The organism is Chitinophaga cymbidii (assembly GCF_007992715.1).
Classification (GTDB): domain Bacteria; phylum Bacteroidota; class Bacteroidia; order Chitinophagales; family Chitinophagaceae; genus Chitinophaga; species Chitinophaga cymbidii.
Map to the genome: position 1 here is coordinate 232,314 of NZ_BKAU01000002.1, position 14,141 is coordinate 246,454.

The 14,141-nt window shown below is 48.7% G+C and carries 12 protein-coding genes; 9 read left to right on the forward strand and 3 right to left on the reverse strand.

The genetic code is table 11. The features are described from left to right. Positions 1-110 precede the first annotated feature (110 nt). The 4 genes from CCY01nite_RS11990 (at position 111) to CCY01nite_RS12005 (ending at position 7,539) form a co-directional block, all read left to right on the forward strand. Positions 111-1,277: a FecR family protein gene (locus CCY01nite_RS11990; protein ID WP_146861563.1), complete on the forward strand. Its 1,167-nt coding sequence runs from the start codon at positions 111-113 to the stop codon at positions 1,275-1,277. Between the two features lie 197 nt (positions 1,278-1,474). Next, positions 1,475-4,924, forward strand: a complete 3,450-nt coding sequence (locus CCY01nite_RS11995) for a SusC/RagA family TonB-linked outer membrane protein (protein ID WP_186831027.1) — start codon at positions 1,475-1,477, stop codon at positions 4,922-4,924. A 17-nt stretch (positions 4,925-4,941) separates the two neighbouring features. Further along, positions 4,942-6,465: a RagB/SusD family nutrient uptake outer membrane protein gene (locus tag CCY01nite_RS12000; RefSeq protein ID WP_146861569.1), complete on the forward strand. Its 1,524-nt coding sequence runs from the start codon at positions 4,942-4,944 to the stop codon at positions 6,463-6,465. Between the two features lie 18 nt (positions 6,466-6,483). Then, on the forward strand, positions 6,484-7,539 hold the full coding sequence (locus CCY01nite_RS12005; RefSeq protein WP_186831028.1) for a TlpA disulfide reductase family protein: 1,056 nt from the start codon (positions 6,484-6,486) through the stop codon (positions 7,537-7,539). Positions 7,540-7,575: 36 nt separating this feature from the next. Here the strand turns inward: CCY01nite_RS12005 and CCY01nite_RS12010 are convergent, their stop codons facing one another. Beyond that, the gene (locus tag CCY01nite_RS12010; RefSeq protein ID WP_146861575.1) at positions 7,576-8,208 is read right to left on the reverse strand and encodes a DUF1684 domain-containing protein; all 633 of its coding nucleotides are present in this window, start codon (positions 8,206-8,208) and stop codon (positions 7,576-7,578) included. Positions 8,209-8,324: 116 nt separating this feature from the next. Here CCY01nite_RS12010 and CCY01nite_RS12015 point away from each other — a divergent pair, with 116 nt between their 5' ends. Beyond that, positions 8,325-8,813, forward strand: a complete 489-nt coding sequence (locus tag CCY01nite_RS12015) for a hypothetical protein (RefSeq protein WP_146861578.1) — start codon at positions 8,325-8,327, stop codon at positions 8,811-8,813. Between the two features lie 79 nt (positions 8,814-8,892). Here CCY01nite_RS12015 and CCY01nite_RS12020 read toward each other — a convergent pair whose 3' ends face one another. After that, on the reverse strand, positions 8,893-9,453 hold the full coding sequence (locus tag CCY01nite_RS12020; protein ID WP_146861581.1) for a hypothetical protein: 561 nt from the start codon (positions 9,451-9,453) through the stop codon (positions 8,893-8,895). Between the two features lie 313 nt (positions 9,454-9,766). Between CCY01nite_RS12020 and CCY01nite_RS12025 the strand changes: the two genes are divergently transcribed. Genes CCY01nite_RS12025 through hxsC form a run of 4 tightly spaced genes read left to right on the forward strand, consistent with a single transcriptional unit; the run spans position 9,767 to position 13,506 of the window. After that, the gene (locus CCY01nite_RS12025) at positions 9,767-10,510 is read left to right on the forward strand and encodes a peptidoglycan-binding domain-containing protein (protein WP_146861584.1); all 744 of its coding nucleotides are present in this window, start codon (positions 9,767-9,769) and stop codon (positions 10,508-10,510) included. Next, positions 10,491-10,859 (forward strand): His-Xaa-Ser system protein HxsD, encoded by a 369-nt coding sequence (gene hxsD / locus CCY01nite_RS12030; RefSeq protein WP_146861587.1) that lies wholly within the window; start codon positions 10,491-10,493, stop codon positions 10,857-10,859. The genes CCY01nite_RS12025 and hxsD overlap by 20 nt, the downstream gene beginning before the upstream one ends. A 2-nt stretch (positions 10,860-10,861) precedes the next feature. Further along, complete coding sequence (hxsB, locus tag CCY01nite_RS12035) at positions 10,862-12,370, forward strand: His-Xaa-Ser system radical SAM maturase HxsB (RefSeq protein ID WP_146861590.1); 1,509 nt, start codon at positions 10,862-10,864, stop codon at positions 12,368-12,370. Continuing rightward, on the forward strand, positions 12,370-13,506 hold the full coding sequence (hxsC, locus tag CCY01nite_RS12040) for a His-Xaa-Ser system radical SAM maturase HxsC (protein WP_146861593.1): 1,137 nt from the start codon (positions 12,370-12,372) through the stop codon (positions 13,504-13,506). The genes hxsB and hxsC overlap by 1 nt, the downstream gene beginning before the upstream one ends. A gap of 3 nt (positions 13,507-13,509) precedes the next feature. On the opposite strand, the gene CCY01nite_RS12045 is transcribed toward hxsC, so the two are convergent. Continuing rightward, entirely contained in the window at positions 13,510-14,037 is a 528-nt protein-coding gene (locus CCY01nite_RS12045) for a hypothetical protein (protein ID WP_146861596.1), read from the reverse strand. Positions 14,038-14,141 lie beyond the last annotated feature (104 nt).

Sequence of the window (14,141 nt, forward strand, 5' to 3'; positions counted from 1 at the left end):
AGCCGCTTTCAGTGCCGGTTCTGAATTTTTTTTCTGATCGATAGGTACTAACGCTCCCTTCGCGCATCAGCTGTGTATGGGGGCATTAATCATGCAAAAAATATTGCCAATTGAATAACCAGGAACGCATACATCATCTCATAGGGCTGGTATTATCGCAGCAGGCGGATGCGGAAACGTACGAGCAGCTGCAGGCCCTGCTCCGCGATGACCCGGACGGCCAATATGCCGCGGAGATAGCGGCTGTGCTGGATAAAACCGGCGCCACCGATCTGCCCCCTTACGACCGGCAGGCATGGGAACATGTGGTCAGCGCCGTGCTGCAGGCAGATAAGCCCGTGGAAAAAACAAAAGTGGTCAAAGGCCGCTTCCGTTACTGGTGGGCCGCCGCGGCGGTGCTGTTGCTGATCGCCGCGGGAAGCCTGCTCTGGCCGCGGCCATCCGAGCGCGCAGCGATCACCGCTCAGCAACCGGTGAACGACGCGCCGCCCGGCGGTTCCAAAGCCACGCTCACGCTGGCGGACGGCTCCGTGGTCACGTTAGACAGCGCGGGCAACCAGGTATTGCAGCAAGGCAACACCGCTGTAAGGCAGCAGGGAGGCCAGCTCTCTTACGATGCGCAGGGCGATGCCTCCACCATCAGCTACAACACCCTGCGAACGCCGCGCGGCGGCCAGTTCCAGGTTAAGCTGCCGGACGGCACGAAGGTATGGCTGAATGCCGCTTCGTCCATCAGCTATCCCACCGCCTTTCAGGGCCGCGAAAGAATGGTGCAGGTAACGGGGGAAGCTTATTTCGAAGTAACAAAAGACGCTGCCATGCCCTTCCGCGTGAAGGTGAACGAGCTGGCAACGATAGAAGTGCTGGGCACGAACTTCAATATAAACGCTTACGAAGATGAAGCGGCCATTTACACCACGCTGCTGGAAGGCGCCGTGCGCGTGAGGAAAGGAACGCAGTCCGCCACCCTGCGCCCCGGCCAGCAGGCGCAGATAGATGCCGGCATTAAAGTGGTGAAGGACGCGGATATTGAAAAAGCGGTAGCCTGGAAGAACGGCGTCTTCGATTTCCGGAACGCCAGGCTGAAAGATGTGATGCGCGAGCTGGCCCGGTGGTACGACATCACCGTGGTCTACCAGGGCAATGTGCCGGAACGCGAGTTCTGGGGAAAGATGGGCCGCAACCTCACGCTGTCGCAAGTACTGAAAGGAATAGAGGGAACGGGCGTCAATTTTGAAATCCAGGATAATGGCAAAAAACTGGTCGTGTTACCATGACCATATAAAACAAAACCGCTTCGTCTGATCCACGAAGCGGCGGTAGTTAAGGCGATGCTTTTTTCTTAATCAACCAAAACCGTTACAAAAGTATGTTTTTTAAGGCTTTTTGTAACCGGGACCTGCATGTCCAGCCGCGAAGGCTTTTGTCCGGACATGCACCGCGTCCACGGTGCTCAACCAAAATGGTGCGTGTCATGAAATTGACGTTCATTCTGCTTTTTGCTTTCTGTTTACATCTTTCCGCCAGCAGCGTGGCCCAGAACGTGACTTTCTCCGGAAAGGACGTGCCGCTGCAGCGCATTTTCACGGAAATTGAAAAACAGACCGGCAATGTGATCTTCATCAGCAAGCAATTATTAAAAGACGCTAAACCCGTCACCGTGCAGGCGGAGAACATGCCGCTGCAGGCGTTTTTATCAACCGTGCTGAAAGGCCAGCCGCTGGACTATACCATGGAAAAGCAAACGGTCTTCATCCGCAGAAAAGCGGTGGTAACCCTTCCCGTATTAAAACCGGCATTGCTTCCCGTTCGCGGCACCATCACGGATTCCCTCGGCGTTCCGCTGGCAGGTGCTTCTATCCGTGTTAAAAGAACAAAAGTTTCCACCGTATCTGATAACGCGGGTGCATTTACTATCGAGGCGGAGCCCGGCGATATACTGGTGATCTCGTTCGTAGGTTTTAAAACGAAAGAGCACCGCGTGAACAGCGGGCAGGCACTGGTCATCCCGCTATTCCGGGAAAGTACTACCATGGCGGAGATAGCCGTTACGCTCAACACCGGCTACCAAAGCATTCCCCGTGAAAGGGCCACCGGTTCATTTTCCATCGTCAGCGGCAAGCAGCTGGAAAACAAATTGCGGCCGGACCTGAAAGCCGCGCTGGAAGGACAGATCGCGGGCATGGTGCTGGCGAACGACGGCAGCCTTGAAGTACGCGGTGTTTCCACTTTTATGTCAGAAGAAAGAGCGCCGCTGATCATTGTGGATGGCTTCCCGCTGTCCGGCGGACTGGAAACGCTCAATATTGATAATATCGAAAGCGTTACCGTACTGAAAGATGCAGTGGCGGCGTCTATTTACGGCGCCCGCTCTTCCAACGGCGTGATCGTGGTCACAACCAAGCAGGGCCGGAAAGGCGCGCTGAACGTGGCTTATAACGGTTCAGTGGGGCTGGTGATGAAACCGGACCTGTCTTATTTGAGAAGGACGAACGCAGCGGATTATGTGGAGGCCGAGATGGAGCTTTATGAACAGAATCCCACTTCGGCGCTGAACTTCTATAACAACTACAGCTACCTGTCCAGGCTGCGATACCTGCTGGTGGCCAAATCCCTCAACATCATACCCGCCGCGGAAGCGGACAGCGAGATCGAACAGCTGAAGCAAAACGACGGCCTCGGCCAGTTGCAGCGTTACCTGTTCCGCAACCAGGTCACCCATCAGCATAATATTTCCCTCTCCGGCGGCACCGATAAGAACCAGGTAGCCGCCTCCGCGAAGTTCATCACCAACCGCGGCAGCTCGCTTTATACCGGCGATGAAAGGCTGATCCTCGATCTGCGGAACGACTGGAAGCCATCCCGCCGCATCTCCGTGCGTTTATTTTCCAATGTCAACTACAGCACCTCTGAAGCGCCTATCCGGCCGCTGACAGATTTCTTGTCCTACCACTCCCAGTATACCTTACATCCTTACGATCTCGTGGTAGACCCTGAAACCGGCGCGTATCAGAACATCCACGCCGTCAACCCGAAAAAGGTGGACCGCTATGCCGCACTTCCCGGCATGAAATCCATGCACTACAACCCGCTGGAAGACCTCGGGAAAGAAATGAACCGCACGCAGAACCTGCAATTCCGTATAGGCGGCAACGTGAACGTGCTGCTGGCGCGCGGGCTGAGCCTGGACGCCGGCGGTTCCTGGACGCGCGGCAACACTTTCACCCGCGGCGTTTACAGCGGCGATTCCTACCGCATGCGGGTAGGGTATAACGACGGCACCTCCATTTCCAATCCCGCCAAACATTACATACCGGATGGCGACATGGTCACTGAATCCAGGAATGTGAACCAGGCTTACACACTGCGCGCGCAGCTGAACTTCAACAGGAGCTTTGGCGACCATAGCGTGATCGCCATCGCGGGGTCTGAGCTGACGAGGGATGTCAGGGATTACAACAGCTTTCCCACACGCTTTGGTTATAACGACCAGGCGGGCACTTTCGCCACCTTCAACTATGCCGATTACAACGCCGGCCTGTATAACGCGGACATGATCGGCACCACCAAACCACAGTCGCCCGTAGGTATCGGCGGCATGTCGTTCCGCGACAACCGTTTCGTATCATGGTATGCCAACGCCTCTTATGAATACGACCGCCGTTTCCTCGTCAGCGGCAGCGTGCGGCTGGACCTTACCAACTTCTTCGGCACCGATCCCCGGTTCCGCTACAAGCCGCTCTGGTCGGCCGGCGGCACCTACAAGCTCTCGAACGAGGATTTCTTCGACGTTTCCTGGATGAACAAGCTTTACCTGCGGGGATCGTATGGCATCAACGGCAACATCTCGCTGAACTACGGGCCTTTCCTGATCATTGCGCCGGGCAGCTTTTCCAATCTCACCGGCGATATCTCTTATAACATTTCATCGCCGCCCAATAATACACTGCGCTGGGAAAAGACCGGCAGCACGAATTTCGGGGTGGACATGTCTTTCTTCTCCCGCCTGAACCTGACGCTGGACTACTATCTGCGCAAAAGCGAGGAATTGCTTTCTTCCAATGAAGTAGATCCCACGCGCGGATACACCAGCCTGATCCAGAACGTAGGCCGGATCAACAATACCGGCATTGAGCTGGCGCTGGACGGCGATGTGCTGCGGAAACAGCATCTTACCTGGAACGTGCTCGGCACCGTCAGCTACAACAAAAACAAGGTCGTGGATTATAACGCCAGCTACCTTTACGCCACTTCGCTGACAACCTCGTCTGTCAACCGCGAAGGCTATCCCGGCAGCGCTGTTTTCAGCTACCGGGCAGGCGGCATTGACAATAATGGCAATGCTCTATACCTGAATGCGGCAGGGGAGAAAATCTCCGGCGGAGCGCTGTCAGTGGAGGATGTGGTGTACAGCGGTACTTATCGTCCGAAATTCGCCTACAGCCTCACCAATACATTCCGTTACAAAAACTTCGATCTGTCCTTCATGCTGCTGGCAAAAACCGGTCATGTCATGCGGAAGAATGTTTTTGAGGGATTGTCCATTCAGCATGCTGATGTGGCCAAACGCTGGCGCAAGCCCGGAGATGAAAAGTCGGTCATCTATCCCAAACTTTCCGGCTTTTCCATGGATGCGTTCTATTTTCCCTATTCGGACATTTTTACAGAAAGCGCCAACTTTCTCAAGCTGCGTGATGCTTCGCTGACCTATAATTTCAACCGCGGCCTGCTGCGCAAAGCCGGCATCTCTACCGCCAGCCTCACCTTCCAGGGCCGGAACCTTTTGCTGCTGGCAGCGAACAGCGACAAGCGCGATCCGGAAGCCTTCGAGATGGGCGCGACCGACATGCTGTCCAACGAAATGGGATTCACGCAACTCCGCCCCATGCCGGAGTTTTACCTGGGCCTGCGGGTTAATTTTTAAATCTTAATAGTATAACGATGCGATTGTTTCTTATCATCATACTTACCGCCGCCACGTTCCTGTCCTGCAACAAGTTCCTGGACGTGAAGCCGAAGGGCAAGCTCATTCCGACGAAAATATCGGAATTCGATCGCCTGCTGGACAATACGGATATCGTGGAATTTCCGTTTCTGAATAACAACCGTGGCAGCATACTGGGTTACCTGACTGACAACCTCACCCTGTCCGAAGGGATCGGCAAGATCGCTTACAAAGCCAACAACTCGCCCAACATTGATAACTATTACGCCTATACTTTCCGGGAGCCGTACAGGAACCCCAACAGTCCGGACTGGCTGTGGGAAAGAGGTACCTACCGCGCGATGAAGTATTTCAATAACGTGATAGACGGCGTCAGCGGGTTGCGCACGGAGAGCAATGCGGAAGAGGCGGACGCTGTACTGGCACAGGCTTATGTAAACAGAGCCTGGGCATACTTTCATACTTCCATGGTATATGGTCCCGTTTACAAACCCAACGGGAACAACGGCACCAAAACGATCCCGTATCTCACGAGCGGCGACGTGAGCGCGCCGATACCGGACCTTTCCACGCAGGAGCAGGTGTTCGCCAATGTATCGGCGGAGCTGCACCGCGCATTGCCGGCCATACCCGCCGTCACCAACTATCCTTCGCGGCCGAACAAAGCCACCGCGCTCACGATGCTGGCATATTTCCATTTGTTCACGCAGCGGTACGACAGCGTGGTGTACTATGCCAACCTTGCATGGACCGCCGCTACAGCGCAGGGCGTGGATAAAGTGCTGTACAATTATAACGAGCTATCTTACGCCGATCCGGACAATGTGCTGATCAGCGCGATCAAAAGTCCGGACAGCCGGATACATCTTCCCAACAGCCGGGAAATACTGTTCTTCCGCTCGCCGGATAACACGGCGGGCAGAATAAATGTGTCCTATCCCTCAGATGAATTCATCGCGCTGTTCGACCAGGACAAGGACCTCCGCTTCAAATACTTCCTGCTGCCCGCGCCGGGATACAAAACCACTTACAACGGCACTGTTTACGACGACGGCATAAAGCTGCAATACTACCGTGGCGCCACCGCCGTGGGTAATCCAAAGTTCCAGATGACGGCGGGTTTCACCTACCCCGAGCTGCTGCTCATGCGCGCCGAAGGATATGCGCGCACCGGCATGCTGCCGGAAGCGATGGACGACCTGAACCTGCTGCGGCGCTACCGCTTTGTGACCGGCACGCCGGACCTCACCATGCCCGCTTCCCGCGACGAGGTGATCCGGCTCGTGCTGGAGGAACGCCGCCGCGAGCTGCCCCTCGGCCACCTGAAACGCTACCTCGATCTGAAGCGCCTCTGCACCGAAGCCGGCAAGCCCTGGAGCAAAACGAAGATCACGCACCAGCTCGGCACGGAAACGTTCGAAGCTAATATCGACGGGCCGGCGTTCGTATTGCCGATCGTTAATGCGATATTATTGCTCAACCCCCATTGGGGCATACCACCGGATACCAGGCCATTTTAACGCATTAAAATAAGGATGATGAACATCATAAAAACAAGCACCCTGGCAGTGGCGCTGATGAGCAGCACTGCATTATTCGCGCAGGAAACGCCTTTTACGATTGAAGGAAAGATCGAAGGGCTGGAAGCACCGGCCAAAGTGTTCCTTTATTATTCCGAAGGGAAAAACTATATCAGGGATTCCGTGGAGGTGCGGAACGGCAGCTTTACGTTTCAGGGAAAGATCAAGGAACCGGTATATGCTACAATCGTGCAGAAGAAAGGCCGCGATGTGCAGGCGTTTTACCTGGAAGCAGGCGTGATCAGCATCAGGGGCGCGTCGCTGGCTACCGCCACCATTATGGGTGGAGAAACCAACCGGTATTACCAGCAGTTGAAAGAAGCGCTGGAGCCCTGGAATGAAAAACAAAAGACGCTGACCCGTGAGGAACGCGCTGCACAGGAAGAGTCGCTGGAAACGGAAAAGAAGGCGATACTGGCGGCATTCGTCCAATCGCATCCCAATACCGTTGTCAGCCTCCGCGCCATCGGCGATTACGGCGGCTTCTTCCCGGAAGTAACGGACGTGGAACCGCTGTACAACCAGCTTTCCGAGAAAGTAAAGCAAAGTGATCAGGGCCGCGGCTACGCCGCCACGATCGCAAAAATGAAAAGAACCGCCATCGGTCAGATAGCACCGGTATTCGGGAAGAACGACCCCTCCGGCAAATCCCTCCAGCTCACCGATTTCCGTGGTAAATATGTGCTGGTGGATTTCTGGGCTTCGTGGTGCAAACCCTGCCGCGCCGAGAACCCGCACGTGGTGAAGGCATACAACAAGTACAAAAGTAAAAACTTCGAGATACTGGGCGTAACGCTGGACACCGAACGCCAACGGGACGCCTGGCTGAAAGCCGTGGCGGATGACGGGCTGACCTGGCCGCAGGTGATCGACGGCGGAGAAGAAAAGGCCGCGGACTTATATAATGTGCAGGCCATCCCGCAGAACTTCCTGCTGGACCCGCAGGGGAAGATCATCGCTAAAAACCTTCGTGGTGATGAGTTGGAAAATAAACTCGCCGAGATACTGAAATGATACAAAAGCCGCTGCATCTCCCGCAGCGGTTTTTTTTTATTGCGCCGCTCCCGTTTTCGGGCGTTGCTGCTTGCTCCCCGTATATTTTTTCTCACCCGCGCGTACAGCGATCTGCAGGTTATTCTCCTTTGGCGGCACCGGGCACCGGTACCCGTCGCTATAAGCGCAGTAAGGGTTGTAGGCTTTGTTGAAATCAATTTCCACCGTACCGTTTTTGATATCGGAAGTTTTCAGATCGATGTAACGGCCACCCATGTAGGTTTCTTCGCCGTTGGTAGGATCGGTGAAGGGGAGGAAGAGGTAATCCCGGTAAAGCGGGTTGAGCATGAGGCCGGTGTTCCGGTAAATGGTGAGTTGAACAGCCTGGCCTTTGATGTGGAGGCTGAGCAGGGCATGGCGTACGAATCCCTTGCTGGTGCCGTCGTACGTGGGCATCTGGAAGGGCCGTTCGCCGGTGAGCAGTTTTGCGGTGGCTTTGATGCGGTAGGCGCTGTCTGGCGGGTAGAAATGGATGCTGCTGAGATCCTTGCCGCGGAGGGGCGAGTCGGGGGACTGGCCCAGCTCTTTGAGGTAGTGCTCCCGGAAGGTGTTGATCTGTTGGGTGTGCGATTGGGCGATGGAAAGGTGGCTGATGAGTATGGCGGAGAGGAGGAGAAGTATTTGTTTCATGGATGATGATGTTGTGAATGTTGAAGGTAAATCTTTTGGGTGGGATGAGGGGGGGAAATGGTATGTGTTAGACAAGATTCCGTAAATTGAACAGTCGGGTATCAGTTGAAACAGATATGGAATTGATTAATTTATTCACTACAGGAGATTTTTATCCACGCCTGAAAGTCGGACAGACAAAAGGCGAAATGGAAAATATATTGGGCTTTGAACTTGGAGAGCCAGATATTGAAACAGAAGATGTTGATTATTATTTATTGAAAATGATAACCGGCGTATGCCTTGTAGTTCTCTTTGATAAAGAAAAAATTTGTTTTGAGATTAGATTGGATCTGGATAAAAACAAGCACATTGATTTTATGATTAAGTGCAATGACCATATTCAACGCTTTGATAGCAATATCAGCTTTGAGTCCTTAATTGATATTATACGTCAAATGAAAATTGAATGGGAGTTTGACAAAAGACGATCTTATTTGCAAACGATTTGCATTTCCCTGAAAAATGGATTAAAGGTGTATTATGCGTTCGGGGAAAGAAGCGCTGATGATTATGGTTTTTTTTCCGTGAAACGTGTTTTAGAAGGACATTTCTTGAATGATTAAGAGGAGAAAATATAACGATATTAGTGGGCTGTGAGTTGATTTTTCTTACGCAAATTGGGCCCGGTTTATTAAAATGAATTTACAGGCCCGGTGAATACTCCCAATATGAACTTAACGTGATGAGCACGGAAAGCAATATGCTGCCTCCTATGGCGGCTAGTACTGTCATGTATTTAATCTTGGAACCTACATTGAAAACCTCTGCCACATGGCTGCGCCACAGGTAAATAACGAGCGCCGTATCCAATATGCCATTGAGCACGAAAAAGACGCCTGATTGCGTCGTAGCGAAACCGTACATCCAGAGAGGTAATAGAGAGACAACGGCAGAGATCACATTGTATGCGGACATCCAGAAGAGAAGTATCCAGCCCCAGGTTTGCTTCCTGAATGTCTTGTAGCACGCCAGCGGAGCCCATACCAGCGTAAGCAGCGAAAACAGGTTGCGGGTAACCTGCAAGTGGCAATCAACGCATGTAACCGCGGCATAGAGATCGCTAACGATATAGAAGGCTTGCAACAGGTAGCGCATCATTACCAGCGTCAGGTAGACATACATGGTCTGAGGCATTTCCTCTTCTTCTTTGGGAGGTAGCGCATGTTCCAGCAGATCCTCCGGCTCGTGTTGATATGTTTGCATGGGCAATGGGATAAAGTACCAAGATAAGTAAAATGTCATTCTGCCGCAATGGCTGAGCTCCTGCTGTAGCTAACGAAAATATAACGCAGGTTTATGATGTCAGGTATACTCAAGAACCGCCCCTTGCGTCATCTGAAATTTGATACTAATATGTTATAGCTTGTCTAAAAAAGTATATTATCTTAGTATCCGAACCTCTGTTTAAGCAACTGACGATCCAATTTAGATATTCGGAGTCCCCATTTTAGCCAATCGATATCGAATAACCTGTATAGCAAGTATTTTATTGTCAACTAAATTTAAATTCTTGTCGATGAGTAAAGAAAAATCAGGCTTTCTACGCTTGGCTCAAAAAAGCTTTGCCGTAATTTCAGCGGCTCTGAGTACATTTTCTCAGCTTAAGGCAACTGCTGTTCCCCGAAACTATCAACTTGATGATAACGAAAGCCTAAGCCTTTGGGAGGCACACAAGAATGTGCTAAAACCGCAACTGGTATTGAAACTAAACATGGCGAACCCGGAAAATAGCCTGGTACTTATGCATAGATCTCATAGCTCGCATAGGTCCCACAGTTCACACCGGTCCCATAGTTCGCATTATTCCTCGTCGTACAGTTCAAAAAGAACCCCTGCTCCTGCACCATCGGTTAACTATACACCATCTTCATCAAACTCGTCGAATAATGGTGCTGCAAAGAGTAGCTCTTCCGGATCTAAATCGACAGTTCAACCATTATATTCAGCACCGAAGTCTAGCTCAACTAATACATCAAAGGGTTTGTCTTCCCAAAAGCTAACAAAGGCAACGGATTCAACCAGTTTTGAACTTGGTGATAGAGACCTCTTGAAGGGTTGTGAGGGAAAGGATGTAGAGCAACTTCAGAAATTGCTTATCGTGGTAAAAAAGGATATAATAATAACAGGATATTTTGGTAATCAGACTGAAGGCATCGTGATTAAATTTCAGGAATTGAATGAGTTAAGGCCTAATGGAGTCGTAGATAAGAAGACTCTTGATGCAATCAAAAGAAAAGCATATGGATTATCAGGTAACTAATAACGGACTAACGCTATGCATTGATGCGCGGCTTTATAATGAAGCTGTAATTTATAAGTGCTTTTATTGGTATGGCAAGGATTTCGATACGGAAATCGAATTGAAAGATAACTTGGATTACAAGGTGACGCTTCGGCCGCTTGACGGGAATATTGAGGTTGATTGGAAGGAATTGATTGATCGGATAAGGCGGAATCTTATTGATTTCAAACTAAGGGATATTGTGGCAACTGAAACGAAGACCATACGCGAACTCATAGTTGCAAAAGCGTTTGCTCATTATGAAATCGAAGAGCTCCCTAAAACCGGTATTTCTGATCCTGTTGGATTTGATCCCGAAAGCATTTAAAGATGGACAAGATTCCTATCCCGCTTCAAGAAAGAAAAACCAGAAAATTTAATGCGTTTGACTGCTACGCATCTGAACATACTTCTGGTTATTTTCTTTTGCCTTTCAGATTCCATGAGATTACCAGTGAAAGAGAAGTTCTTGTCAACGAAATAGGTGATTTCCTGGTTGTGCAAAAAGGGACAGCCGAACGGATAGTTAAAAGGGAGATTAGTTTAGATAATGATCCCGAATTATATGGAGATCTAATTGCTAATTTTTTTATTAGCCCTACTCCTGTTCCGGGATTGCTAGATGTTATTTCTACAAGATACAGAACAAAAAAATCGTTTTTAGATAGTTTTACGTCGCTTCATATTTTTGTAATAAGCCTTCGGTGTGAGCATACCTGCCACTATTGTCAGGTTTCGAGAGTAACCGCGGAAAAGCATAAATACGATATGAGTGAATCTCATATTGATATAGGCATTAACCTGATGATGCAATCTCCCAGCCCTTTTGTGACGATGGAGTTTCAGGGAGGAGAGGCTTTGCTTGCCTTTGAAAATATTAAATACGCCATCGAACGGACGAAGAAAGAGGCGCTGATCTATGGAAAGACCGTAACATACGTAATATGCACAAATCTGGCCCCGTTGACTGATGAAATTCTCGAATATTGTAAAGAGAACAAGGTTTTTATATCCACATCGTTGGACGGTCCCGAATTTATTCACAATCAAAACCGACATAAACCAGGCGCTAACAGTTATCGGCTGGCCGTAGATGGCATAAGTAAGTGTCGGTCTATATTAGGCGAGGAGAATGTATCCGCATTGTTAACAACTACAAAATTGTCATTGCAATATCCTTGTGAGATCGTTGAGGAGTATGTAAAGCTTGGATTTAGAAATATTTTTTTGCGTCCGATAAGCCCCTATGGGTTTGCTACCAGAGGTGAAAGCAAGAACAAGTATGATACTTTGGTATTTTTGGATTTTTATAAGAAGGCACTGCATAGAATAATAGAATACAATATAGCCGGATACTTTATTCGTGAAGATTATACTACTATTATACTCAAGAAGATGTTAACCCCGTTTCCGGTTGGGTATGTGGATTTGCAATCTCCGGCAGGTCTTATAAACAATGTGATAGTTTTCAACTATGATGGTAGCATTTATGCTTCCGATGAAGCCAGAATGTTAGCGGAGATGAATGATTTTACTTTTCATCTTGGATCGTTGGACATTAACTCATATAACGAAGTGTTCTATGGAAGTAAGTCTGACGTATTAGCGGAAGTATTTGCAAATGAGGCGCTTGCCGGTTGTTCTGATTGCGCTTTTCAGAGCTATTGTGGTGCGGACCCTGTACACAACTATACAACACAGCATGATCTATATGGTTACCGTCCGTCTAGTACCTTCTGTCAACGTAATATGGAGATTATCAGATATATAATAGAATTGATGGATAGCGATAAAAGAATCGAACGAATATTCAGAAACTGGATAACTGGTAAAAGCTGATGTTACTTAAAACTAAAGGCGTAGCGTTCGGTATTCACACTCCCATTGTCGGCAGAGTTACTTTTGATGCGGCTGATGATGCAGAGATACTGATTGTAGAAGGGGAACTCCCAGTTGAGATGGGGCAATTTAAAGCTGTCTTGACAAACCTGGACGTTATCAAGTCAATCGACATGCCAATAGTCTATGGTGTTCCCAATTTCCTGCACTTGAAAAGTGGCGATATAGTCGTGATCAATACGGATGGTGTTGTTAATACTCAGTATAGAGTTGATTCTTCTCACAATTTTTTGCTATTTACAGAAAGATGTAATAGTAATTGCCTCATGTGCTCCCAACCTCCCCGGGATAAGGATGATACTTCCTATTTCTTTGATATATATTCACAAATGATTCCGCTCATACCAAAAGGCTGTCAGGAGATTGGTATTACTGGCGGGGAGCCGACATTATTAGGAGAGAGGTTTTTTAAATTATTGGAATTACTTCAGTATCATTTGCCGGACACTGAAGTGCATTGCCTTACAAATGGGAGGTCTTTTTCCCGACAGAATATTGCTGAAAGATTGGGTGCGTTATCTTTTGACCGATTAATGCTGGGGATACCAATTTATTCTGACTTTAATTCTCTCCACAATTATATTGTGCAGGCAGAGAATGCCTTTGAGCAAACCATTCAAGGATTATATAACCTTGCGAAGCAGAACGTGCGTATTGAATTGCGGATCGTTCTGCATAAACCATCGATTTCCAGATTAGGCAAGCTTTCAAAGTTTATTTACAAAAATTTGCCTTTTGTTGAACATATTGCTTTTATGGCATTGGAGAACCAAGGATATACCCCCCACAATATGGATAAGCTTTGGATTGATCCAATAGAATATGGAGAAGATCTTGCTGAAGCAATGACTTATCTCTCGGATCATGGGATGAACGTTTCGTTGTACAATTCTCAATTATGTGTAACTCCAAATTCAATATGGCAGTTTTCCAGGAAGTCAATTTCCGATTGGAAGAATGTTTATTTGAATGAATGTGATAAATGCTCAATGAGAAATGAATGCGGCGGTTTTTTTAGTTCCGGCGTGATAAAACATAGTATGGGTATCAAAGCATTTCCGGTTACTGATAGCTAACCCTTAATGAAATCTGTTTTGATTAGCCTTCCAAACACCGTCAGATTTGTATAACCACTGCCAAACCGTATCCCTTTCGCCATCCCTCATTTTTGACAAGTCCGCAAATGGACTGAGATTCCTGTATTCCACAACACATTCAACAGAAACCTCATCCGAACCAAATTGTCTTTGAACCTTTATGACAGAAACCAGTACTGCTTCGGCTATAAAGATGTGTTGAATTCCATCAGCCTTTTCCTGTTCAGAAGTAGGTAAGAAAAATGGAAAAGCCTGCGGAGTAAAAGAGATAAGGCTTCCAGTAGAATCGGCCGCGTCCCCGTTTAACTGCACCATACCATTATTGACTAAATCGGGTAGATATACGTTGGTTACAAAAAGACTGTCAGCCGTACGTATACTTTGCCAGACAGTATCCGGATTTCGTAATGCGGCAAATGCCTGTTTACGGGAGGGCTTAGCGAGGAATATGTAGAGAAAAAAGATAACAAAGAGTGTAGCACATGCAAGCAGAAATGTTATACTTTTCATAGTTTATATGATATGATAGTACAAAAATCGATTCACATTTTTTCAAAATAGATGCCTAACAACCACATTCACCATGCACCTGAATCTTTATATAGCCTGAATCG

Coding starts and splice junctions, on each gene's coding strand:
- CCY01nite_RS12015 (WP_146861578.1), top strand. CDS start 8,325: ATGGAATTGATTAATTTATTCACTACAGGAGATTTTTATCCACGCCTG.
- CCY01nite_RS12005 (WP_186831028.1), top strand. CDS start 6,484: ATGAACATCATAAAAACAAGCACCCTGGCAGTGGCGCTGATGAGCAGC.
- CCY01nite_RS12000 (WP_146861569.1), top strand. CDS start 4,942: ATGCGATTGTTTCTTATCATCATACTTACCGCCGCCACGTTCCTGTCC.
- CCY01nite_RS12025 (WP_146861584.1), top strand. CDS start 9,767: ATGAGTAAAGAAAAATCAGGCTTTCTACGCTTGGCTCAAAAAAGCTTT.
- CCY01nite_RS12010 (WP_146861575.1), bottom strand. CDS start 8,208: ATGAAACAAATACTTCTCCTCCTCTCCGCCATACTCATCAGCCACCTT.
- CCY01nite_RS12020 (WP_146861581.1), bottom strand. CDS start 9,453: ATGCAAACATATCAACACGAGCCGGAGGATCTGCTGGAACATGCGCTA.
- CCY01nite_RS11995 (WP_186831027.1), top strand. CDS start 1,475: ATGAAATTGACGTTCATTCTGCTTTTTGCTTTCTGTTTACATCTTTCC.
- hxsB (WP_146861590.1), top strand. CDS start 10,862: ATGGACAAGATTCCTATCCCGCTTCAAGAAAGAAAAACCAGAAAATTT.
- hxsD (WP_146861587.1), top strand. CDS start 10,491: ATGGATTATCAGGTAACTAATAACGGACTAACGCTATGCATTGATGCG.
- CCY01nite_RS12045 (WP_146861596.1), bottom strand. CDS start 14,037: ATGAAAAGTATAACATTTCTGCTTGCATGTGCTACACTCTTTGTTATC.
- hxsC (WP_146861593.1), top strand. CDS start 12,370: ATGTTACTTAAAACTAAAGGCGTAGCGTTCGGTATTCACACTCCCATT.